Origin of the sequence: Phenylobacterium sp. (assembly GCF_030693625.1) — a bacterium.
Taxonomy (GTDB): domain Bacteria; phylum Pseudomonadota; class Alphaproteobacteria; order Caulobacterales; family Caulobacteraceae; genus Phenylobacterium; species Phenylobacterium ferrooxidans.
The window spans coordinates 15,495-35,932 of the sequence record NZ_JAUYAF010000020.1 but is presented as its reverse complement, the minus strand read 5'-3'; the positions used below and the strand labels follow the sequence as shown (position 1 = coordinate 35,932).

At 68.7% G+C, this 20,438-nt stretch carries 23 protein-coding genes; 15 read left to right on the top strand and 8 right to left on the bottom strand.

The window, feature by feature from the left end; translation table 11 throughout:
* Positions 1 to 35: 35 nt before the first annotated feature.
* Entirely contained in the window at positions 36 to 617 is a 582-nt protein-coding gene (locus Q8N10_RS03965; RefSeq protein WP_304776023.1) for a nucleotidyltransferase family protein, read from the bottom strand.
* Between the two features lie 65 nt (positions 618 to 682).
* On the opposite strand from Q8N10_RS03965, the gene moaA reads away from it, so the two are divergent.
* From moaA to glp, 6 genes are read left to right on the top strand one after another with little or no spacing between them, the layout of a single operon-like run.
* Positions 683 to 1,717: a GTP 3',8-cyclase MoaA gene (gene moaA / locus Q8N10_RS03960; protein ID WP_304776026.1), complete on the top strand. Its 1,035-nt coding sequence runs from the start codon at positions 683 to 685 to the stop codon at positions 1,715 to 1,717.
* A 1-nt stretch (position 1,718) separates the two neighbouring features.
* Positions 1,719 to 1,964 carry a MoaD/ThiS family protein gene (locus Q8N10_RS03955; RefSeq protein ID WP_304776027.1) on the top strand — a complete coding sequence of 82 codons (246 nt, stop codon included), beginning with the start codon at positions 1,719 to 1,721 and terminating at the stop codon, positions 1,962 to 1,964.
* The gene (locus Q8N10_RS03950) at positions 1,961 to 2,410 is read left to right on the top strand and encodes a molybdenum cofactor biosynthesis protein MoaE (protein ID WP_304776029.1); all 450 of its coding nucleotides are present in this window, start codon (positions 1,961 to 1,963) and stop codon (positions 2,408 to 2,410) included. Before Q8N10_RS03955 ends, Q8N10_RS03950 begins: the two co-directional genes overlap by 4 nt.
* Entirely contained in the window at positions 2,407 to 2,961 is a 555-nt protein-coding gene (gene moaB / locus Q8N10_RS03945; protein WP_304776032.1) for a molybdenum cofactor biosynthesis protein B, read from the top strand. Before Q8N10_RS03950 ends, moaB begins: the two co-directional genes overlap by 4 nt.
* Positions 2,958 to 3,428 (top strand): cyclic pyranopterin monophosphate synthase MoaC, encoded by a 471-nt coding sequence (gene moaC / locus Q8N10_RS03940; protein ID WP_304776034.1) that lies wholly within the window; start codon positions 2,958 to 2,960, stop codon positions 3,426 to 3,428. Before moaB ends, moaC begins: the two co-directional genes overlap by 4 nt.
* Positions 3,425 to 4,618, top strand: coding sequence for a gephyrin-like molybdotransferase Glp (gene glp / locus Q8N10_RS03935; protein ID WP_304776037.1), 1,194 nt, complete (start codon positions 3,425 to 3,427; stop codon positions 4,616 to 4,618). The genes moaC and glp overlap by 4 nt, the downstream gene beginning before the upstream one ends.
* A 4-nt stretch (positions 4,619 to 4,622) precedes the next feature.
* On the opposite strand, the gene Q8N10_RS03930 is transcribed toward glp, so the two are convergent.
* Entirely contained in the window at positions 4,623 to 6,668 is a 2,046-nt protein-coding gene (locus tag Q8N10_RS03930) for a calcium-binding protein (RefSeq protein ID WP_304776040.1), read from the bottom strand.
* 157 nt (positions 6,669 to 6,825) lie between these two features.
* Positions 6,826 to 7,536, bottom strand: coding sequence for a Crp/Fnr family transcriptional regulator (locus tag Q8N10_RS03925; RefSeq protein WP_304776042.1), 711 nt, complete (start codon positions 7,534 to 7,536; stop codon positions 6,826 to 6,828).
* Positions 7,537 to 7,842: 306 nt separating this feature from the next.
* Here Q8N10_RS03925 and Q8N10_RS03920 point away from each other — a divergent pair, with 306 nt between their 5' ends.
* Positions 7,843 to 8,499, top strand: a complete 657-nt coding sequence (locus Q8N10_RS03920) for a Crp/Fnr family transcriptional regulator (protein WP_304776044.1) — start codon at positions 7,843 to 7,845, stop codon at positions 8,497 to 8,499.
* The gene (locus tag Q8N10_RS03915) at positions 8,499 to 8,675 is read left to right on the top strand and encodes a hypothetical protein (RefSeq protein ID WP_304776046.1); all 177 of its coding nucleotides are present in this window, start codon (positions 8,499 to 8,501) and stop codon (positions 8,673 to 8,675) included. Before Q8N10_RS03920 ends, Q8N10_RS03915 begins: the two co-directional genes overlap by 1 nt.
* A gap of 52 nt (positions 8,676 to 8,727) precedes the next feature.
* Here Q8N10_RS03915 and Q8N10_RS03910 read toward each other — a convergent pair whose 3' ends face one another.
* On the bottom strand, positions 8,728 to 9,774 hold the full coding sequence (locus Q8N10_RS03910; RefSeq protein ID WP_304776048.1) for an XdhC family protein: 1,047 nt from the start codon (positions 9,772 to 9,774) through the stop codon (positions 8,728 to 8,730).
* Positions 9,775 to 9,871: 97 nt separating this feature from the next.
* On the opposite strand from Q8N10_RS03910, the gene Q8N10_RS03905 reads away from it, so the two are divergent.
* A complete protein-coding gene (locus Q8N10_RS03905; protein WP_304776050.1) occupies positions 9,872 to 10,744 on the top strand; it encodes a bifunctional regulator KidO in 873 nt (290 codons plus the stop codon).
* A gap of 38 nt (positions 10,745 to 10,782) precedes the next feature.
* The gene (locus tag Q8N10_RS03900; protein WP_304776052.1) at positions 10,783 to 11,490 is read left to right on the top strand and encodes a cytidylyltransferase domain-containing protein; all 708 of its coding nucleotides are present in this window, start codon (positions 10,783 to 10,785) and stop codon (positions 11,488 to 11,490) included.
* A 50-nt stretch (positions 11,491 to 11,540) separates the two neighbouring features.
* Here the strand turns inward: Q8N10_RS03900 and ald are convergent, their stop codons facing one another.
* Together ald and mtgA are read right to left on the bottom strand one after the other, a co-directional pair.
* Positions 11,541 to 12,653: an alanine dehydrogenase gene (gene ald / locus Q8N10_RS03895; protein ID WP_304776054.1), complete on the bottom strand. Its 1,113-nt coding sequence runs from the start codon at positions 12,651 to 12,653 to the stop codon at positions 11,541 to 11,543.
* Positions 12,654 to 12,716: 63 nt separating this feature from the next.
* Complete coding sequence (gene mtgA / locus Q8N10_RS03890; RefSeq protein ID WP_304776143.1) at positions 12,717 to 13,430, bottom strand: monofunctional biosynthetic peptidoglycan transglycosylase; 714 nt, start codon at positions 13,428 to 13,430, stop codon at positions 12,717 to 12,719.
* A gap of 349 nt (positions 13,431 to 13,779) precedes the next feature.
* Here mtgA and Q8N10_RS03885 point away from each other — a divergent pair, with 349 nt between their 5' ends.
* Positions 13,780 to 14,442, top strand: a complete 663-nt coding sequence (locus Q8N10_RS03885; protein ID WP_304776056.1) for a nitroreductase — start codon at positions 13,780 to 13,782, stop codon at positions 14,440 to 14,442.
* On the opposite strand, the gene Q8N10_RS03880 is transcribed toward Q8N10_RS03885, so the two are convergent.
* Positions 14,439 to 15,407 carry a WD40 repeat domain-containing protein gene (locus Q8N10_RS03880; protein ID WP_304776059.1) on the bottom strand — a complete coding sequence of 323 codons (969 nt, stop codon included), beginning with the start codon at positions 15,405 to 15,407 and terminating at the stop codon, positions 14,439 to 14,441. The genes Q8N10_RS03885 and Q8N10_RS03880 overlap by 4 nt on opposite strands.
* 207 nt (positions 15,408 to 15,614) lie before the next feature.
* On the opposite strand from Q8N10_RS03880, the gene Q8N10_RS03875 reads away from it, so the two are divergent.
* Positions 15,615 to 16,043 (top strand): biopolymer transporter ExbD, encoded by a 429-nt coding sequence (locus Q8N10_RS03875; RefSeq protein ID WP_304776061.1) that lies wholly within the window; start codon positions 15,615 to 15,617, stop codon positions 16,041 to 16,043.
* 228 nt (positions 16,044 to 16,271) lie between these two features.
* Here Q8N10_RS03875 and Q8N10_RS03870 read toward each other — a convergent pair whose 3' ends face one another.
* Complete coding sequence (locus Q8N10_RS03870) at positions 16,272 to 17,339, bottom strand: GTP-binding protein (protein ID WP_304776063.1); 1,068 nt, start codon at positions 17,337 to 17,339, stop codon at positions 16,272 to 16,274.
* A 120-nt stretch (positions 17,340 to 17,459) separates the two neighbouring features.
* Here Q8N10_RS03870 and Q8N10_RS03865 point away from each other — a divergent pair, with 120 nt between their 5' ends.
* The 3 genes from Q8N10_RS03865 (at position 17,460) to rplU (ending at position 20,433) form a co-directional block, all read left to right on the top strand.
* Positions 17,460 to 18,383, top strand: a complete 924-nt coding sequence (locus tag Q8N10_RS03865; RefSeq protein ID WP_304776066.1) for a cation diffusion facilitator family transporter — start codon at positions 17,460 to 17,462, stop codon at positions 18,381 to 18,383.
* A gap of 78 nt (positions 18,384 to 18,461) precedes the next feature.
* On the top strand, positions 18,462 to 19,751 hold the full coding sequence (locus Q8N10_RS03860) for a serine hydrolase (protein WP_304776069.1): 1,290 nt from the start codon (positions 18,462 to 18,464) through the stop codon (positions 19,749 to 19,751).
* A gap of 115 nt (positions 19,752 to 19,866) precedes the next feature.
* On the top strand, positions 19,867 to 20,433 hold the full coding sequence (gene rplU / locus Q8N10_RS03855; protein WP_304776071.1) for a 50S ribosomal protein L21: 567 nt from the start codon (positions 19,867 to 19,869) through the stop codon (positions 20,431 to 20,433).
* Positions 20,434 to 20,438 lie beyond the last annotated feature (5 nt).

The following is a 20,438-nucleotide window of genomic DNA, read 5'->3' as shown; positions in this document are numbered from 1 at the left end:
CGCTCATCCCGGCGAAGGGCGGGATGAGTGGAGATTTAACGGATAGACCCCGGTAGATCGGCTGGCTTGTCCACATCGAACAGCACCCCGTCGTCGGGGGCTTCGATCAGGACCAGCCGGTCGCCCAGCCCCTGCAGCACCGCCCGCGCCCCGGCGTCGCCCGTCAGCGTCAGCAGCTGCGGGATCAGGGCCGCGCCGATCAGCGCCGGATGGCCGCGCTTGCCGCCGAAGGTCGCCGCGGCGGCCGGAGCGCCGTCGCGCACGGCCTGGGCCAGCGGCTCAAGAACCGAGGCCGGGATGCGCGGCATGTCGCCGAGGAAGACGTAGACCCCCTCCGCATCGGCGGGCAGGGCTGCGGCCGCGTGGCGCAGGGAGGCGCCCATGCCCTCGGCATGGTCCGCAGCGTGGACAATTTTCAGGCGTTCATCCTGACCCGCCTGCCGGGCATAGGCCATGACCGCCGCGCCCACCCGGCTGGGATCGGAGCCCGTCACCACGGTCACGGTCCGCACCGGCGCCGCGAAGGCCGCGCGCAGGGCCCCTTCCAGCAGGACGCCATCGCCATAGGGGGCCAGAAGTTTGCCGCCGCCGAACCGCGTCCCGGCGCCGGCCGCCAAGACGATCGCTTCAAATCCGCCTACCCCTGTCACGCGCCGTGGTTCCCCTCTATGTTAGGTTTCGCATGACGCCCTATGACGACGCCCCCTCGCAAGCCGCTTCGCAGGCCAGCCTGATCGACGGGTTCGGCCGCACCGTGACCTATCTGAGGGTCTCGGTCACCGACCGCTGCGATCTGCGCTGCGTTTATTGCATGGCCGAGCACATGACCTTCCTGCCCAAGGCCGAGGTGCTGACCCTGGAGGAGCTCGACCGGATTTCCTCGAGCTTCATTCGGCTGGGAGTGCGCAAGTTGCGGATCACCGGGGGCGAGCCCCTGGTGCGCAAGGGCGTGATGGGCCTGATCGAGAACCTGTCGCGCCACCTCAAGTCCGGCGCCCTGGACGAGCTGACCCTCACCACCAACGGCACCCGGTTGACCGAGTTCGCAGGCGACCTTGCGAAGTTCGGCGTGCGCCGCATCAACGTCTCCATGGACACTCTGAAGCCTGACCTGTTCCGCACGCTGACCCGCGGCGGAAATCTCGCCAAGGTCATCGCCGGCATCGATGCCGCCCTGGCCGCCGGCATCGCCGTGAAGGTCAACGCCGTGGCGCTCAAGGACGACAACGCCGCCGAGCTCCCCGACCTGATCGCCTGGGCCCACGCCCGAGGCTGCGACATGACCCTCATCGAGGCCATGCCCCTGGGCGAGATCGAAGTGGACCGCACCGACCAGTTCCTGTCGCTGAAGGACGTGCGCCGCGAGCTTGAAAGCTTCTGGACCCTCACCGACAGCGACCACGTCACCGGCGGCCCGGCCCGCTATGTGACCGTGGAGGAGACCGGCGGCCGCCTGGGCTTCATCACCCCGCTGAGCCACAATTTCTGCGAGGCCTGCAACCGCGTGCGCCTGACCTGCACCGGCACCCTCCACACCTGCCTGGGCCGCGAGGACGCCAGCGACCTGCGCGCCGTGCTCCGCGCCGGCGCCGACGAGGCCGGCCTGGAGGACGCCATTCGCCTGGCCGTGGACGCCAAGCCCCAGGGCCATGACTTCCAGATCGTCCGGTCCTCGGCTCCCGCCGTCGCCCGGCACATGTCCACCACGGGAGGCTAGGGTGGCCAAGGTCCTGCTGTTCGGGCGCCTGAGCGATATCGCCGGCTGGCGCGAACGAACCCTCGAACCCCTGCCCGCCTCGCTCTTCGCCCTGCGCGCCCAGCTCTGCGCCGAGGACGAAGGTCTCGCGCAGGCTCTCTCCGCCCCCGGCGTCCAGGTGGCCCTTGACCAGGCCATCGTGCGCGGCGACGCGGCCCTGACCGCGCGCTCCGAGGTGGCCTTCCTCCCGGCCATGAGCGGCGGATGATCGCGCTGACCGACCAGCCCTTCGATCCCGGCGTCCTGCTGACCGCGTTCTGCAAGGACCGCACCGAGACCGGAGCGGTCGCCACCTTCACTGGCCTTGCCCGCGCCGAACAGGGCGCCACGACAACCCTGGAGCTGGAGGCCTATCCGGGCTTCACGCAAGCCGAGATCGGCCGCATCGCCGACCGCGCGCGGGACCGCTTCAAGCTCGACGACTTTTCCATCGTCCATCGCGTGGGCCAGATCGCGCCCGGCGACGCCATCGTCTTCGTGGCCACGGCGGCGGGCCACCGCCGCGCCGCGTTCGAGGCCTGCGATTTCCTCATGGACTACTTGAAGAGCCGCGCTCCCTTCTGGAAGAAGGAGACCGGTCCCGACGGCGCCGCGCGCTGGATCGAGCCCAGGCCGCAGGACCACGCCGACATCACCCGCTGGGAGACCCCATGAACGCCCCTACCCTGAGCCCCGGCGGCCGCATCGACGATAAGCAGCCGATCGTCCCGGTCCGCATCGCGGTCCTGACCATCTCCGACACCCGCGACGAGGAGAGCGACACCTCCGGCCACGTCCTGGCCGAGCGCGTCATCGGCGCGGGCCACGAACTGGCCGACAAGGCCATCGTCAAGGATGACGTCGACCAGATCCGCCTGCAGGTGAAGGCCTGGGTCGCCTCGGGCGCGGTGGACGTCATCATCACCACCGGCGGCACCGGGATCACCGGCCGCGACGTGACCCCCGAAGCCGTCGAGCCGCTGTTCGACAAGAAGCTCGACGGCTTCTCGGTCGTCTTCCACATGGTGAGCTACCAGTCGGTGGGCCTGTCCACCCTGCAGAGCCGCGCCACCGCCGGCCTGGTGGGCGGGGTCTTCGTCTTCTGCCTGCCCGGCTCCAACGGGGCGGTGAAGGACGGCTGGGACAAGGTGATCTCAGCCCAGCTCGACAGCCGCCATGGCCCCTGCAACATGGTCGAGCTGATGCCGCGCCTGCTCGAGAAATGAGCCGCCTGACCCACATCGACGAGACCGGCCGGGCCAACATGGTCGACGTCTCGGCCAAGGCGGTCACCACCCGGGAGGCCCTGGCCGAAGGCTTCGTGCGCATGTCGGCGGAAACCTTGGCCCTGGCCCTGTCCGGCGACGCCAAGAAGGGCGACGTCAGATCCACCGCCGAGATCGCCGGCATCATGGCCGCCAAGAGGACCTCCGACCTGATTCCACTGTGCCACCCCCTGGCGCTCTCCAAGGTGGAGGTCCGGGTCGAACCCGGCGAGGGCGGGCTTTCCGTCACCGCCCGGGTCCGCACCAGCGGCCAGACCGGGGTGGAGATGGAGGCGCTGACCGCTGTCTCCGTGGCCTGTCTCACGGTCTATGACATGCTCAAGGCCGCCGATAAGGCCATGACCATCGAGGCCGTGCGCCTGATGGAGAAGTCGGGCGGCAAGTCCGGCGACTGGAAGCGTCCGTGAAACTGCTGAGCGTCGACGCCGCCCGGTCCGCCATGGTGGCGGAGGCTGTCGCCCTGCCGGCGCAGACCATCCCGCTGCAGACCGCCAACGGCCGGGTGCTGGCGCAGGATGTCGCCGCCGTCCGCGCCCAGCCCCCCTTCACCAATTCGGCCATGGACGGCTGGGCGGTGCGCGCCGCCGATACGCCCGGCGCGCTCGCCATCGTCGGTGAGAGCGCGGCAGGCCACGGCTATGAGGGCGCGCTGTCGCCCGGCCAGGCCATCCGCATCTTCACCGGCGCGGCCCTGCCGGGCGGCGCCGACAGCGTGGTGATCCAGGAGAACGCCACCCGCGAGGGCGATCAGGTCACGGTTCCCGCCGCCGCGCCCGGCGACAATATCCGCGACGCCGGCAAGGACTTCCAGGTCGGCGACGTCCTGCTCACCAAGGGGACCCGCATCGACCCCTGGCGCCTGTCCCTGGCCGCCTCCGCCGGGCGCGCCGAGGTCAGCGTCCACGCCAAGCCCCGCATCGCCATCCTCTCAACGGGTGAGGAGATCGTCGAGGCGCCGGCTGTGCCGGGCCCCTTCCAGATCTACGATTCCGGCTCCCCGGCCTTGAAGGTGATGTGCGAGGCCTGGGGGGCGGAGGCCACCAAGCTCAGCGGCGTCCGCGACCAGCTCGATGCGGTGATCGCGGCCATGCGCGGCGCCGAGGCCGACCTCATCGTCACGGTGGGCGGCGCCTCGGTGGGCGATCACGACCTGGTCCGCACCGCCGCCGAGGCCCTGGGCATCCGGTACAGGGTCGAGAGCGTCGCGATCCGCCCCGGCAAGCCGACCTTCTTCGGCGTCCTGGCCGACGGCCGCCGCCTGCTGGGCCTGCCCGGCAACCCCGCCTCGGCCTTCGTCTGCGCCGAACTGTTCCTCAAGCCCCTGATCGCCGCCTATTGCGGCGCGGCCCACGCCCCGCGCATGGCCACCGCCCGCCTGGCCGAGCCCCTCGCCGCCAACGGTCCCCGCGAACACTGGATGCGGGCCAAGCTGACCTATGAGGCCGGAGGTATCACCGCCCAGCCCTACCGCGACCAGGACTCCTCCCTGGTGAGCGTCTTCGCCGCCGCCGACGCCCTGCTCCGGCGCCCCCCCAGCGCCCCGGCCTCAGCCGCCGGCGACCTCGTCGAGTTGCTGCTGCTGGACCGGGCGGGGTAGGTGGCTAGAGGATGAAGTTGGCGTCGGCGACGGAAACGCCGCCCACCACGTTCAGCCGAGCGTCAGCGATGGCGTCTCCGTCCACGTCGAACTGGACGATGTACCCGCCGACTTGCTGAGACCACTGTCGGGTGATTTCGCCGGCGTGCCCGGTGAAACCTGAGCCTTCGGACAGAAGGTGGAACGCCTGGTTTCCGGCTTGAGTCGTGTCGGCGTCGATGAGCGAGACATCTATGATCGCCCCCGTCGGAGCCCCAGGATTAGGGTCGGGGACGAAGGTCATCCTCGAAATAAGGTCGGCGTCAGCGCCATTTCCCAAACTCGCGAGGGTTCGAAACACAAACTTGTCGATACCAAACGCATAGAACTTATTGGCATCGTCGCTCGCGTAAACCGTGTCAGACCCGATCGTGCCGAAGAAGGTTTCGACTCCCGACATCGTGAGGAGGTGGGTGGCATCGATCTGCTGCGCGCCCGTCGCTCCGAGATCAACAACCACGCCGGTGCTCACGAAGTCGCTGCCGAAGAACATGATCTGATCGACGCCCTGTCCACCGATCACGGTCAGGTGAGAGGATCCACCGGCGTTGAAGTAGTCGTCGCCGGCGCCCCCATCGAGCACATCGACACCGCCCGAGCCGCCACTCAGGCCGTCGCGCCCATCGCCGCCGATGATGGAGTTGTTCCCGGCGTCGCCAGTAATGTTGTCCGCGTAGGCGGTGCCGATGATGTTTTCGACCCCGGCAAGGTGATCGAAGCCGTGCTCACCCAGCGAGCTCTCGCCTCCGGGCGTGGACCAGCCGAGCTCGAGCGAAACAAAGATGCCACCACCCTGACCGCGCTCGTAGCTAACGGTGTCGATGCCACTGCCGCCATCAAAGCTTTCGGATCCCCCACCGCCGAGCAGAAAATCGTTCCCCGCCCCACCGCTGAGCGTGCCCGCCCCGCCGTCAAACCTCAGAACGTCATTTCCTTCCTCGCCGTAGAGGAGGTCGCCCCCGCCGCCGACGAGGAGATCGTCTCCGTCGCCGCCATTCAGTGTGTTGAACCCGTAGAACGCCTCCAGGACATCATTTCCAGCACCGCCGGAAAGCAGGTCGTCGCCCTCTCCCCCCCAGAGATGGTTGCTAGAAGCGTCACCTGTGACGGTATCCGCATAGGCGCTGCCGACGACATTTTCGATGGAGTCCAGATGGTCATACCCATGACCGTCGGCGGTCCCGGCAAGGAGCGAAACTACGACCCCGCCGGTCAGGCCGTCGTCGAAGCTGACTGTGTCGATTCCCGCGCCGCCGGCGATGTAGTCGTCGCCCGCGCCGCCGACGACAAAGTCGTCCCCCAGATCGCCGTCGACGTAGTCGGCCCCGCCGCCGGCCACGATGGTGTCCGCGCCGTCACCGCCGAACAGGTAGTTATCGACGTCGTTGCCGACGATGCTGTCGTTGTCGCCACTGCCGTAGACGCTCTCGATGGAGACCAAGCTGTCATGCCCGTGGCCGTCGGCGGTCTGGGTGATCAGGGAGACCACGACGCCGCCCGCAACGCCGTCGTCGAAGCTGACCGTGTCGTCGTTCGCGCCGCCGTCGATCAGGTCGTCGCCCGCGCCGCCGGCCAGGAAGTCGTCGCCCGCGCGGCCGAACAGCTGGTCGTTCCCGTCGCCGCCGAAGATGTAGTTGAAGCCCGACGTTCCGCTCAGCGTGTCGCCGTAGGACGAGCCGTACACATACTCGATGGAGAGGAGCTGGTCGGTCCCGGCGCCCAGGGTGTTCTGGGCGGTGGTCAGGGCCAGGTCGACCCTTACGGCCGCGGTGGCGTCCTCGTAGCCGGCCCAGTCAAAGCCCGTGCCGCCGTCGATGCGGTCATTGCCCAGGCCGCCCATCAAGTAGTCGTCGCTGGCGCCGCCCGAGAGGGTGTCGGCGCCTTCGTTGCCAGCCAGGACGTCCTCGCCGCCGAGACCGGAGAGCGAGTCGTCCCCCGCCAAGCCATACAAAGTGTCGGCGCCCGCGCCGCCCGTCAGCCTGTCCTTGCCAGACCCACCCGTAAGAAACATGACCCCTCCTGCATCGGCCTGATGCCGATGCGCCGCAACCTAAGGGTGGCGACGGCGACGCCAATCGCGCGCAACCTGGGGGCGTCAGGTTAAGCTTAAGACGCCTGCCGGAGCGGGCGTTTCCCTTAAGACTTAAGGGATTCCACCGCGTGCCAGCTCAGGTCGCGCCACTCCCGTGGGTCTCGATCATTCCCCGGAAGTGCTGGGTGGTGGCGTAGCACTCGCAGGCGCGCTTCTCGAGGCCGGGACGGTCCAGGATCTGGATCACGCCGCGGGTGTAGTCGATCAGCCCGTCGGCCTTCAGCACGCTGGCCACCTGGGATACGGTGGAGCGCTGCACCCCAAGCATCGAGGCGAGGAAGTCCTGCTTCAGGGGCAGGGTCGGGCCGCCGCCGGTGCGGTCCTGGCATTCCAGCAGCCACCAGGCCAGGCGCTGCTCGTGGGAGTGGTGGGTCTGACAGGCCAGGGTCTGGCGGGCCTCGGCCAGGCTCAGTTCCACATGGCTGCCGACTTTCCGCCGCAGGGAGGCGCTGGCGTCATAAGCGGCGATATAGGCCTCGGCCGGCACCCGCAGGGCCAGCAGGTCCACCTGCACCAGGGCGCGGGAGAAGATCACCCCGGCGCCCGCCGCCTCCAGGAAGCCGACGCCCCCCTCCCGGCCCACCACCGCGGTCTCCACCGCGACCCCCGACAGCATCACCGACAGCAGGGAGATCAGCCCCTCCTCCGGGAAATAGACCCAGTCGATGGGCGCCTCGGGCTCGTACAGCACCACGCCTGCCTTGAAGGTCATCGGCCGCATCGACCGGGACAGCACGTCGTAGTCCGCCGGATCGAGGGAGAGCAGGAGGCGATTTGCGGTCTGCATCAGGACATCCGTAATCCGCGAAGACCGCGGACCTCAGTGAGGCGGAAAGTTCCCTTGAGGCGAAGCCACCAGGGCGGCATCGACAACACTAAGTCAGAACGCGACATTATAAGCAAATACTATTTCATAGTATGAATAGATACTTCTACCTTATGTAATATTGAGACAAAAAGGCGGTTTCCCGAGCGTTGGAGCGTGAACTTGAGTTATTACGAGCGGCAAGAGAATTGCCGAGGCTCCGTGATATTCATCAATCGAGTTCTTTCCGCGCTTCCGAAGGCCGACTTGGGGGCCTTGATCCCAGACATGGTCGAGGCGACTTGGGGGCCGGGAGAAGTACTTTACGAGTCGGGCGGCCCGGTGACCGAGGCGCACTTCCCCAGCAGCGCCGGTCTGTCGGTGGTCAAGGTTATGGACGACGGAACCTGCGTCGAATGCGCCACGGTGGGCTCGGAGAGCGCCGTCGGACTGTTGCCGGCCCTCAGCGGCGGGGTGTCCTCCAACCGGACCTTCGTGCAGCTGGCGGGGTCGGGGATTTCGATCCCGGCCGCCGCCCTTCGCGGGCGCGCGCGGCAGAGCCCGGCCCTGGTGGACCTGCTGCTGCGCTTCGCCCAGGTGACGTTGGCCCAGGAAGAACAGTCGGTGGCCTGCAACGCCCTGCATGAGACCGAGCCGCGCCTGGCGCGGTGGATCCTGCAGAGCCAGGACCGACTGAACGCCCGCGTCCTGCCGCTCACCCAGGACTATCTGGCGATCATGCTGGGGGTGCAGCGCACCACGGTGGGCGCCGCCGCCAGCCGGCTGAAGGCCGAGGGCCTGATCCGCTACAGCCGCGGACAGCTGGAGGTGCTCGATCGCCCCGGCCTCGAGCGGCGATCCTGCGAATGCTACGGCGCCGTCCGCGACCTGCAGGCCCGGTTGCTGGCCCCCGAGGAGTCCGACGACAATCCAGGAGCCCTCTGATGCTCACCCCAGACGAGATGAACCTCCGGGCCAAGGCCCTGATCCTGAAGTCGGCGGCGGGCGGCGTGTCCAGCGGGCCCTATCGCGAGCTGGCCCTGGAATGGCGCATGCTGGCGGTGCAGAGCATCTTCCTGGACGGCATGCTGGCCCCCGTACCCGTCGGGCGACGAGACTGAGCCTGGAAGGTGACGGACGCCTGAACCGGTCCCCACGCCAGGCTGTCACGCTCTAGAATTGCTCCTGATCGGCGGGCTTGATCTCCTTGGGCCGGGACGCGCTCCAGGCGCTCTCCCTGTCGCGCTTGGAGACCGGTTCGCGCGGCGTCTCCGACGCCCGGGAATGGCGCAGGGCCATGATCTCGCCGATCACCGAGACCGCCACCTCCCAGGGGGCCTTGCCGCCGATGTCCAGGCCGATGGGGGCGTGGACACGGAGCAGGACGTTCTCCGGCACGCCCGCCGCCCGCAGGGGCGCCAGGCGCTCGGGCAGGCGCTTGCGGGCGCCTAGCAGGCCGACATAGCCGGCGGCCGACGGCAGGGCGGCGGCAAGCGCCGTGCGGTCGGTCTCCAGATTGTGCGTGGCGATGGCGATGGCGGTCCAGGGGTCGGTTCCGATGGTGGCGAGCGCGGCCTCCGGTTCAGAGCGCAGGTAGGCGATCCCGGCGATGGGCGGCCCGGCCTCCGGCCCCTTGGGGCGGACGAGGGTCGTCTCGAACCCGCTCTGGGCGCCCAGCTGGCTGATGGCGAGCGCGGTGGGGTCGGAGCCGAACACCACCAGGCGCGGGGTCGGGTCGTAGCGGCGCAGAATCGCGCCCTCCCAGGGGCTTTGCGTCTCGGGCTCGGCGCAGAGCCGCCTGACCCCGTCGCTGATCCACACGGCGGGCCGCCGCTCGGCCTCGGCGGCCAGCAGCTGCGCCAGCGCAGGGTCGCCTGCCGGAACCCGCTCCAGGAAAATCTCGATGCGCGCGCCGCACAGCAGCTGGATGTCGGGCCAGGGGCTGCCCTCGCCGTAAACCAGGCGCCGGGGCTGGCCGTCCTCAAGGCAGGACGCGGCATGGTCGGCGATATCGCTTTCCACACAGCCGCCTGAAAAATAACCACAGACGATAGCCTCGGCGAAAACCATCTGGGTCCCGACGGGTCGCGGCCCCCCACCCTCCACCGACACCAGGGTGGCGAGCGCAAGCGGTTGATTTTGTTGCGCGGCTTGCCGCAATGCGGGGCGCACATCCTCGGCCATGCCGAACAATGGCCACTCGGGCAGGGGCTCTCTCATCGCGCTCAGCTTAACCCCCGTGAAAGGTTCCAGACACCGCTTCTTTAGGCCTTGCCCCGTAAATGGGGGCTCCTAGCGTTCGCAACCAGCGTTGTTCATGACGTCTCCGCTTTCCAAGCTCGGTCTCGGTTCCGCCCAGTTCGCCCTCGAGCAGGCGAGCCTGCGCGGCCGCCCGCCCCAGGCCGAGGTCCGGGACATCCTGGACGTCGCTGCGCGCACCGGCCTGGCCGTCTTCGACGTCGCCGGCTGGTCGCCCCAGGTGGAGAGCGTGCTGGGGGACATCATGCCCCGGCCCAACCCCTTCAAGATCTCGATCTCCACCGTCCGCGCCGACCGCGGTCCCGACTTCGTGGAGGCCGAGGCCCGGGCCACCCTGCGCCGCCTGGGCGTGGAACAGGCCGACGCCATTCTGGTGCCCTCGGCCACCGACCTGTTCGGGCCCCACGGCCTGGCCTTGTGGGACCGCCTCAAGGCGCTGAAGGATCAGGGCCTGACCAAGAAGATCGGCGTCTCGGTCTTCGCCTCCGACGATCCCCTGGGCGTGGCCCGCCGCTTCCGGCCCGACATCATCCAGGCCCCGGCCTCTCTGCTCGACCAGCGACTGCTGATCGACGGCACGCTCGCGGCCCTGACCGGGATCGGCATCGAGGTGCACCTGCGCTCTATCTTCCTGTCGGGCCTGCTCTTCCTGCCCGCCGACCGGGCTCCCAACCACCTGAAGGAAGCCGCCAGCCGGATTTCCCGCGCCCGCCGGCTGATCGCCGAGGGCCGGTCCGACCCCTTGCAGGCTGCCCTGGGCTTCGCCCTGTCCCGGCCCGAGGCCGCCGCCGTCCTGGTGGGCGTCACCACCGCGGCCGAATTGAACGCGGTGATCGCCGCGGCCTCCAGCCCGCCGCCCGACCTCGACTGGGACGATATGGCGATCGACGACCCGGTCGCCCTCGACCCCCGCGCCTGGAGGGCCGCCTAGGCGTCCTCCACGGCCGGCTCAAAAGGAGCCAGCGCCAAATGATCCTCGCGATCCTGCAAGCCCGGATGACCTCGCCCCGACTGCCCGGCAAGGCCATGGCTCCCCTGCGCGGCGAGCCCATGATCCTGCGCCAGGTGGAGCGAATCCGTCAGGCCCGCTGCCTGTCCAAGCTGATCGTCGCCACCAGCGACGAGCCTGTGGACGATCCCATGGCCGGCTTCCTGGTCGCCCGCGGCCAGACCGTGTTCCGCGGCGCCTCGGAGAACCTGTCGCGCCGCTTCATGCGCTGCGTCGAGGCCGCTGGCCCGGTCAGCCATGTGGTGCGCATCAAGGGCGACTCACCCTTCGTGGACCCGGGCGTCATCGACGAGACCATCCGCCTGGCGCTGACCACCGGCGCGGCCTACGCTTCCAACCGCGTCCAGCGCACCTTCCCCAAGGGGCTGGAGGTCGAGGTGGTCACCGCCGGGGCCCTGACCCACGCCGCCGCCGAGGCTGATGAGGCCACGGCCGCGGCGACGTCACCCCTGGCCCAGATCCGCGGCAGGCCCGAACGCTATCCTCAGGCCCACTGCCTCGCGCGGCGCGACTGGTCGGCCCTCGACTGGCGGGTGAAGACCCCCGCCGACATGGCCTTCGCCAACGGGGTCTACGGCGCCCTGCACGCGGATGACCCTGCGTTCGGCTTGGAGGATGTCCTGGGTGTGTTGCAGGGGCGGCAAGATCTGGCCCGTTGGGCGGCGTAGCCCAGCATCCGCTCATCGCGGCGAAGGCCGGGATGAGCGGAGTGTGGTGGCTATGCCCAGGCCCCGTACGGATCGCTGAACGGCTTGCCCAGGGCCTGCGCCACCGCCGGGTGGGTAATCTGACCCTTGAGCACGTTGAGCCCCTTGGCCAGGTGCCGGTTGGCGGCGAGGGCGTCCAACCCCTTGTCGGCCAGGGCCAGGCCGAAGGGCAGGGTCGCGTGGCCCAGGGCCTCCGACGACGTCCTGGGCGCGGCGCCCGGCATATTGGCCACGCAGTAATGCACCACCCCGTCGATCGTGTAGGTGGGGTGGACGTGGGTCGTGGGCTTGGAGGTTTCGAAACAGCCGCCCTGGTCGATGGAGACATCCACCAGCACCGAGCCGGGCTTCATCCGCGACAGGTGCTCGCGGCGCACCAGGGTCGGGGCCGCGGCGCCGGCGGTCAGCACCGCGCCGATCACCACGTCGGCCTTCAACACCTCCTCCTCCACCGCGTCCAGGGTCGAGTAGCGGGTCAGGATGCGCCCCAGGAACATGTCGTCCAGCACCCGCATCCGGGGGATGGAGCGCTCCACCACCACCACCTCAGCGCCGAGACCGGCGGCCATGCGGGCGGCGTTCATGCCAACGACCCCGCCGCCCAGCACGCAGATCCGCGCCGGGGGCACGCCGGGCACCCCCGACAGCAGCAGGCCCATGCCGCCATTGTGCTTCAGCAGGGTCTCGCCGGCCGAGAACACCGCGATGCGGCCCGCCACCTCCGACATCGGAGCCAGCAGCGGCAGGCCGCCGTTGGCGTCTGTCACCGTCTCATAGGCGATCGCCGCCGCGCCCGAGGCCAGCAGGCCCTCGGTCTGGGCTGGATCGGGCGCCAGGTGCAGATAGGTGAACAGGATGTGCTCAGGCGTCAGCCGCGCCCACTCCCCGGCCTGGGGCTCCTTGACCTTGATGATCAGCTGACTGTCGGCGAACACCGCCTCGGCGTCCGGGACGATGCTGGCTCCCGCCCGCGCATAGGCCTCATCGGAATAGCCGGCGCCCTGGCCGGCCCCGGCCTCCACCAGCACCTCATGGCCATGCACGACATATTCGCGGACGGCGGTGGGGGTCAGCCCCACGCGATACTCGTCCGCCTTGATCTCGCGGGGCACACCTACGCGCATCGAAGTCTCCCTTTGCGAATTTGTTTCGCTTGAGAGAGGAGTTGGGGGCTTAATTTTGTTCCGTCAACCCAGGACGCAGCGCGCCATCCCTTCGCGGCTCACGGTTCTGGCGGCCTTGTCGATGCGGCCGGAGCGGCGTTTCACATAGGGTCCCGGCTTGGCGGCGCGCCATTTCAGCGGGCTGGGCAGGATGGCCGCCAGCCGGGCGGCCTGGGCGGGGGTCAGCCGGTCGGCGCTGACACCGAAGTTCTTCAGGGCCGCGGCCTCCGCGCCATAGACGCCAGGCCCCCACTCCACGCTGTTGAGATAGACCTCCATGATCCGCCGCTTGCCCCACAGCCCCTCGATCAGGACGGTGAAATAGGCCTCCAGGCCCTTGCGGACATAGGAGCGGGCCGGCCACAGGAAGATGTTCTTGGCGGTCTGCTGGCTGATGGTGGACCCGCCCCGCGTCCGCTTGGAGCGTTCGTTGTGGGCCAAGGCCTTCTGCATGGCGCCGAAATCAAAGCCGTGGTGGCTGCAGAACTTGGCGTCCTCCGCCGCGATCACCGAGCGCACAAGGCTCGGCGATATCTCATCCAGAGAGCGCCACTTTCGGTCAAAGCCACGCCCCTGGAACACCCGCTCCACCATCAGATAGGTGATCGGCGGCGGAACGAAACGATAGGCGGCGGTCACCAGCACTGGCCCGATCAGGCCGAAGACCAGCACCAGGCTGACCACCGTGCGGCCGACCCGGCCCCAGACGCTGCGCTTGGATCGGGGGGCCTGGGCGATCTGGATAGGCGGGGCGTCGCCACGGTCGTTCACCGAGCGCGGCTTTTCATTCAGCGAGATGTCGTCCCAGGACCTGGCCAGGTCCTCCCAGCCGCCCGACGCCTGCGGCGTGAGGCGCAGGCCATCGTCCTTGTCGGAACCGGGGTTCGTGTCGCTCAAGTTCAGGGGCCCTTGTCTTGACCTCGAGCCTCTTCCTTTCAGAGAATCTAAAAGGACAAAAGAGGCTCGTCTTATTGTTTGCCGGGTGACGGGCGCCTGAACCGGCATCCACTTCCGACTGTCACGCGACAGCGCGCCAGTGCTAGCGATGGAGAACAATGGGTCAAGCCGCCGCACCGCAGGAGCGCAGATGAACGTCACCGATGCCGTCGCCAGGCGAATCTCCATCCGCGCCTTCAAGCCTGAAACCCCGCCAGCGGCGGTGATCCGCGAGATCCTGGAGCTGGCCGCCCGCGCGCCGTCCGGCGGCAATCTTCAGCCCTGGCGGGTCTACGCCCTGGCCGGCGAGGCGCTCACCGAACTGAAGGCCAAGGTCGCCGCCAACCCCTTCGGTGAGACCCCGGAATACGACGTCTACCCGCCGAGCCTGTGGGACCCCTTCCGCACGCGGCGGTTCCAGAACGGCGAGGATCTCTACGCCGCCATCGGCATCCCCCGCGAGGACAAGCCCGCGCGCCTGCGCCAGCTGGCCCGGAACGGGGAGCTGTTCGGCGCCCCCGTCGGCCTGTTCTTCTGCCTGGACCGCAAGCTGGGCCCGCCCCAGTGGTCGGACCTGGGGATGTACATGCAGACCGTCATGCTGCTGGCGACTGAGCGTGGCCTCGACACCTGCGCCCAGGAATACTGGGCCCGCTATCCCAAGACGGTGGGAGACCTGTTGGGCCTGCCGGAGGACCACATGCTGTTCTCAGGCATGGCGTTGGGCTGGCGCGACGAGGCCGCTCCCATCAACACCCTGCGCTCGGCCCGCGACCCCTTCGAGACCTGGGCGGAGCTGAAGGGGTTCGACTAGGCGACCTCAAACACCCCTGCCCCGCCCTCTTCATCCCCCCAGGCCACGCGCTTGCCGTCCGGGGTCATGGCCAGGGCCGAGATCGGCGGGCCCTTCTCGGCCTTCAGCATGTCGATGGCCTGGTTGGACAGGTCGCAGACCCACACCCGGCCGTCGTCGAGGCCTGCGGCGAGGCGGTTGCCCACCGGGGTGGCGGCCACGCGATTGACCATTGAGCTCTCGTCGAAGCCCACCTCCGCCGCCTGCTTGCCCAGCGGCCCCGCCGAGCCCGTGAACGGCCAGATGACCGCGCCGTTGGCGCCCGAGGTCGCCAGCATCTGGCCCTTGTAGAGGAAGGTCAGGCTCTTCACCTTGGCCGGATAGCCGCCCATCTTGAGGTTCTTCTCGTCGGCCACCCGCCAGCCGTGCAGCTGATTTTCCTGCATGGAGCTCATCAGGAACTTGCCGTCGGGGCTGAAGGCCAGGGCCACATGGCTGCCGGCCCATTTCAGGATCATGGGCTTCTGCTCGGCGATCCGGGCGTACCAGAGCCAGGCGCCGTTATAGGTGGCCGTGGCGATACGCCGCCCCTTGGGGTCGAAGGCCACGTCGGCCACCGACTTCTCGTGCACGAACACCCGCGAAAAAGCCGCGTCGGCGGAGTCGCGGACGTGCAGCTCCTTGCCGGCGGCGAAGGCGATCAGTTTGGATTCGGCCGATGCGGCGACCGACTCGATCCAGCGCCCGGGGATCCTGGCGATCTCGGTGACGTCCGCGCCCCGCGACCAGGCCACGACCCCGTCGTCGCCGCCGGTCAGCACGCCCTCGCCGCTGGGGTGCAGGCAGGCCGAAAGCGCCACGCCCTTGTGGGCGGCGGCGGTCGCCCCGTCCTCGAACCGGACCGTGCCGTCGCCGAGGGCGAAAGCCGCCTTGCCGTGGCGGTCGAAGAGGGCGGCGGTGACATAGGCGTCATAGGAGGTGTTCATGCGCGCCTCTTAGCCGCCTAACACGGGTCTTGGCGAGACATCGGGCGCCTGGAAATTTCGCCCGGCGCGAGAGCATGTCAGGCAGCGCTTTGACTTGGCTGCGGGCGGACAGCGGTTCGGGCTTTACAATCCCGATTTGATTGGCGAAGGGTGTCCGGACTGTGGATGGGCGCGACGTCATACGCGCCCCTAGGGAAGGAATTGCATATGGGTGCGAAGCTGGGCGGCGGAGGCGGCGGCAAGTTCGACCTCGGCCAAAACAGCGACATCAACGTCACGCCCTTCGTGGACGTGATGCTGGTGCTCCTCATCATCTTCATGGTGTCGATCCCCGCCGCGACGGTGTCGATCAAGCTCGACCTGCCGCCGGCGATCCCGCCGCCCCCGGGCACAAAGGTGGAAGAGCCGACCCTGATCAACATCCAGGTGGCCGGCCTCTACATCGGCGACCAGCCCACCACCCTCGACACCTTGCCGGCCGACCTCGCCCGCATCCTGAACAAGCCCAACCCCACCGAGGAGCGCGTCTATATCCGCGCCGACCGCACGGTGCGCTACGGCGAGTTCATGTCGGTGATGAACGCTCTGCAGGGCAACGGCTACTTCCAGGTCGCCCTGATCAACGAAGACATCTAATCCTCGTCTCCAAGACAAGGAAAAGCCCGCCCAGGGAAACCCGGGCGGGCTTTTTCGTTTCAGATCCTCCCCCAGCGCGTCGGCGCGATGCGGGGGAGGCGTCTCGGACCGAAGGTCCGGGGCGGAGAGGGATCGACGTAGTCGACCCTTACCGCCCACAACAAGGGTCCAAGCTCCTCTCAGTCAGCTTCGCTGACAGCTCCCCCAGGAGGGGACCATCTGGAGCTCTTAAGCCGCGCAGGCCTCGAAGCCGGCCCTCAGGGCGGCCTCGTCCAGATTGCGGCCGATGAAGACCATCCGGCTGAAGCGGTCCTCCTCAGGTTTCCAGTCGCGCTGGAAGTCGCCCTCCAGAATCATGTGCACCGCCTGGAACACCAGTCGGCGCTCATCCCCGGCCACGTCCAGGATCCCCTTGGCCCGCAGGATGTCGGGGCCCTGGTCGGCCAGAAGCTGGTTCAGCCAGTTGGTGACCCTCTGGCCGTGGATCGGCTTGCGGAGGGTGAGCGAGACGCCACGGATACCGGCCGCGGCCGCATGGTCCTCGTGCGCATGTGCGTGGCCGTGATCGTGGTGAGAATGGTCGTGATCGTGATGATCATGATCGCAGTCCTCATCATGCACATGGCCTTCCTCGCCGTGCGCGGGGTTCAGGAACTCGGGGCTGATGTCGGTGATGCGGGCCAGGTCGAAGCCGCCACGGCCCAGGATGGCGTCCAGCGGCACATTGGAGCGCTGCGCCCGATGAATGGGGGCCAGGGGATTGATCCGGCGGATCGCGGCCTCCACGGCCTTCAGTTCGGCGTCCGTCACCAGGTCGGTCTTGTTCAGTACGATCTGGTCGGCGAAGGCGATCTGCTCGACCGCTTCCCGGGAATCGGCCAGGCGCAGGGGCAGGTGCTTGGCGTCCACCACGGTGGTGACGCTGTCGAGCTGCGTCTTGGCCTTCACGTCGTCGTCGACGAAGAAGGTCTGGGCCACGGGGCCGGGATCGGCCAGGCCGGTGGTCTCCACGATGATGGCGTCGAAACCGCCCTTGCGCTTCATGAGCCCTGAGAGCACCCGGATCAGGTCGCCGCGCACCGTGCAGCAGACGCAGCCGTTGTTCATCTCGAACACTTCCTCGTCGGCGCCGACGATCAGTTCGTTATCGATGCCCACCTCGCCGAACTCGTTGACGATCACGGCGTAGCGCTTGCCATGGTCCTCCGTGAGGATGCGGTTGAGCAGGGTGGTCTTGCCGGCGCCGAGATAGCCGGTGAGGACGGTGACGGGGGTCTTGGCGTTCATGGGGCTCATCTAGTCATTGTCGGCGCGGGATGGAACAGGCGCCGCGCACGGGATCGCTTGACCTCGGACAAGTGTTATAGAATAACACCGCTCCACTCCCTTGCCCCAGCACTCTATATATAGGCGACCGTGACCACCGCCGAACCCCCCGCCGACGAGCCGATGGACGCCTTCCGGGGCGACCGGGTCTATCTGGGCGCCGATCACGCGCGCAATGAGCGCCGGACCTGGATCGTGGCGACGATCTGCCTGGCCACCCTGGCGGCGCAGGTGACCGGCGGGCTGATGTTTAACTCCATGGCCCTGGTGGCCAACGGCCTGCACATGGGCGCCCACCTGGCCGCCCTGCTGGTGGCCGCCGGCGCCTATGCCGTGGCCCGCACCTATTCCACCGACCCGCGTTTCTCCTTCGGCACCGGCAAGGTGGGCTACCTGGCCGGCTTCGCCAACGCCGCGGTCCTGGGGGTCACCGCCCTGCTGATCACCATCGAGAGCGTGGAGCGCCTGCTCGCGCCTGCGGAGGTGGAATATGACGGCGCCCTGGTCCTGGCCGCCGCCGCCCTGGCGGTGAACCTGGTCTGCGTCTGGCTGCTGAAGCCGGCCCAGAGCCACGCCCATGATCGGGACGGGGATCTGAACCTGTCGGCCGCCCACCTGCATCTGGCGGGGGACGCGGTGATCTCCGGGCTGGCCATCGCCGGCCTGGCCGCCGGCCGCTACCTGGGCTGGAGCTGGACCGATCCGGTGGCCGCCCTGGTGGGTGCGGCCCTGCTGGCCCACTTCGCCTGGCGGCTGCTCAGCCGCACGGGCGCCGTGCTGCTGGACATCAATCCCAGCCCCGAGCTCACCGCGCAGATCCGCGCCCGCCTGGAGGGCGAGGGGGAGCGAATTCTGGACCTGCATCTGTGGCGCCTGGGCCCCGGCCATCACGCCGCAATCGTCGTCCTCGCCGCGGCCGCTCCGCAGGCGCCGCAGGCCTATCGCGCCCGCCTGGCGGGCCTCGCGGGGCTCAGTCACGTAACTGTGGAAGTCCGCGACCACCTGACTCCTTGACCAAGGTGGCCGGATCGGCGTTTTCAAGACGTGATGAATCAAGGGCTTGGGCAGCTACGGGCTTGGGGCCGGTCGGGCGTGGACGGCGTATCCGACCGCGGCCTGTCTCTGCTTGTCGCCAGCCTTCGAGCCCTGACCTGGATCGAGGACCGCACGGCGGAGTGGCCCCAGGCTAGACGCGACTTCCTCTTCGACACCCGGATGTTCTGGTCCGCCCGCTGGCGACCGGCCTCGGCCCTGGCGGTCCTGGGCGGCCTGGCCATCATGGGCGGGACCTATGTGGCCATCGGCACGCCTGAAAAGGCTCCGCCCCCCACCATCCTGGCCGCCGGAACCGGCGCGCCTCGGCCTCACGTCCCTCCGCGCCCCAAACCCGGCCCGCCGCCCGAGGCGCTGCAGAAGCGCCTGGACGAACTGGCGGCCAGCTATCGCGAGACTGTCGGCATCGCCGTGGCCGACACCAACGAGGGCTGGATGGCCCAGGTGGCCGGCGACGACGCCTTCCCGCAGCAGAGCGTCTCCAAGCTCTGGGTGGCCATGACCACCATGGACGCCCTGGACCAGGGCAAGCTCAGCCTGGACCAGGCGGTGGTCCTCGGGCCGCACGACCGCAGCGTCTTCTTCCAGCCCATCTCTCACAAGATCGGCGCCACCGGCTACGCCACCACCCTGCGCGACCTGGTGCGCCGGGCCCTGATCGAGAGCGACAACGCCGCTAACGACAAGCTGCTGGCCGAGGTGGGCGGCGTCGACGCCGTGGCCGACATGCTGGCCCGCAAGAACCTCACCGGCATCCGCATGGGCGCCGACGAGAAGAACCTGCAGGCCAAGATCGCCGGCCTGACCTGGAGCCCGGAGATGGGCATCGGCGGCAATTTCAAGGACGCCCGGGCCCGGCTGCCCGACGCCGTGCGGGACGCCGCCATGCACGCCTATCTCGAAAACCCCCTGGACGGCGCGACCCCGGCCGGCGTGGCCACCGCCCTGGTGGCCCTGAAGCGCGGCGAGCTTTTGTCGCAGGAATCCACCGACACCTTCCTCGCCACCATGTCGGAGGCCCGCACCGGCCCCCGGCGCCTGAAGGGCGGCCTGCCCTCGGGCTGGTCCATCGCCCACAAGACCGGCACCGGCCAGGACTGGCGCGGCGGCTCCATCGGCATCAACGACGTCGCCGTGCTCACCGCCCCCGATGGTCGGTCCTACGCCGTGGTGGTCCTGATGAAGCGCACCACCAAGCCGGTCCCCGCCCGCCTGGCCTTCATGCAGCAGGTCTCCAGGGCCGTGGTGGCCAACTGGGAGAGCGAACGCGACGTCGCCGGCAAGACGCTCGCCAGCCTGCGTCCGGGAGAGTCTTCCGGAGGTCACTGAATCGACAGCGGCTTGCGTTGACTTGGCGGGGGTCGTCTGTATAAGTCCGCGCCTTCGCACGCAGGACCTTCCCGCGGGCGTCATCCTTTTTTGCTAAAGTCTCAAGGCGCGAACGATGTACGCGGTGATCAAAACCGGCGGTAAGCAGTACCGGGTTCAGGCGGGCGACCTTCTCGTCGTCGAAAAGCTTGAAGGTGAGCCGGGCGCCAATGTGGCCTTCGGCGACGTCCTGATGCTGGGCGATGGCGAAACCATCACCCTGGGCGCTCCGATCGTGGAAGGCGCCACCGTCAGCGCCACCCTGATCGAGACCCGCAAGGGCCTGAAGGTCAAGATCTTCAAGAAGCGCCGCCGTCAGGGCTATCGCCGCACCCGTGGCCATCGCCAGCACGAGAGCGTCCTGCGCGTCACCTCGGTGGCCGGCGCCGGCAAGACCGTGAACTGGGACGGCGTGGTGGACATGACCACCAAGGCGGTGCTCAACGCGCGCGCCCGGAACCTGAAGCTGGAGGAAGCCGCGACCGCCAAGGCCGCGCTCGCCGCCGAAAAGGCCGCCGCGCCCGCCGCCGCCGCCAAGAAGGCTGCTGCTCCCAAGGTCGTCGCTGCGCCCAAGGCTGAAGCCGCCGAGAAGAAGCCCGCCGCGCCGAAGAAGGCCGCCGCCAAGAAGCCCGACGCCGAATAAGCGTC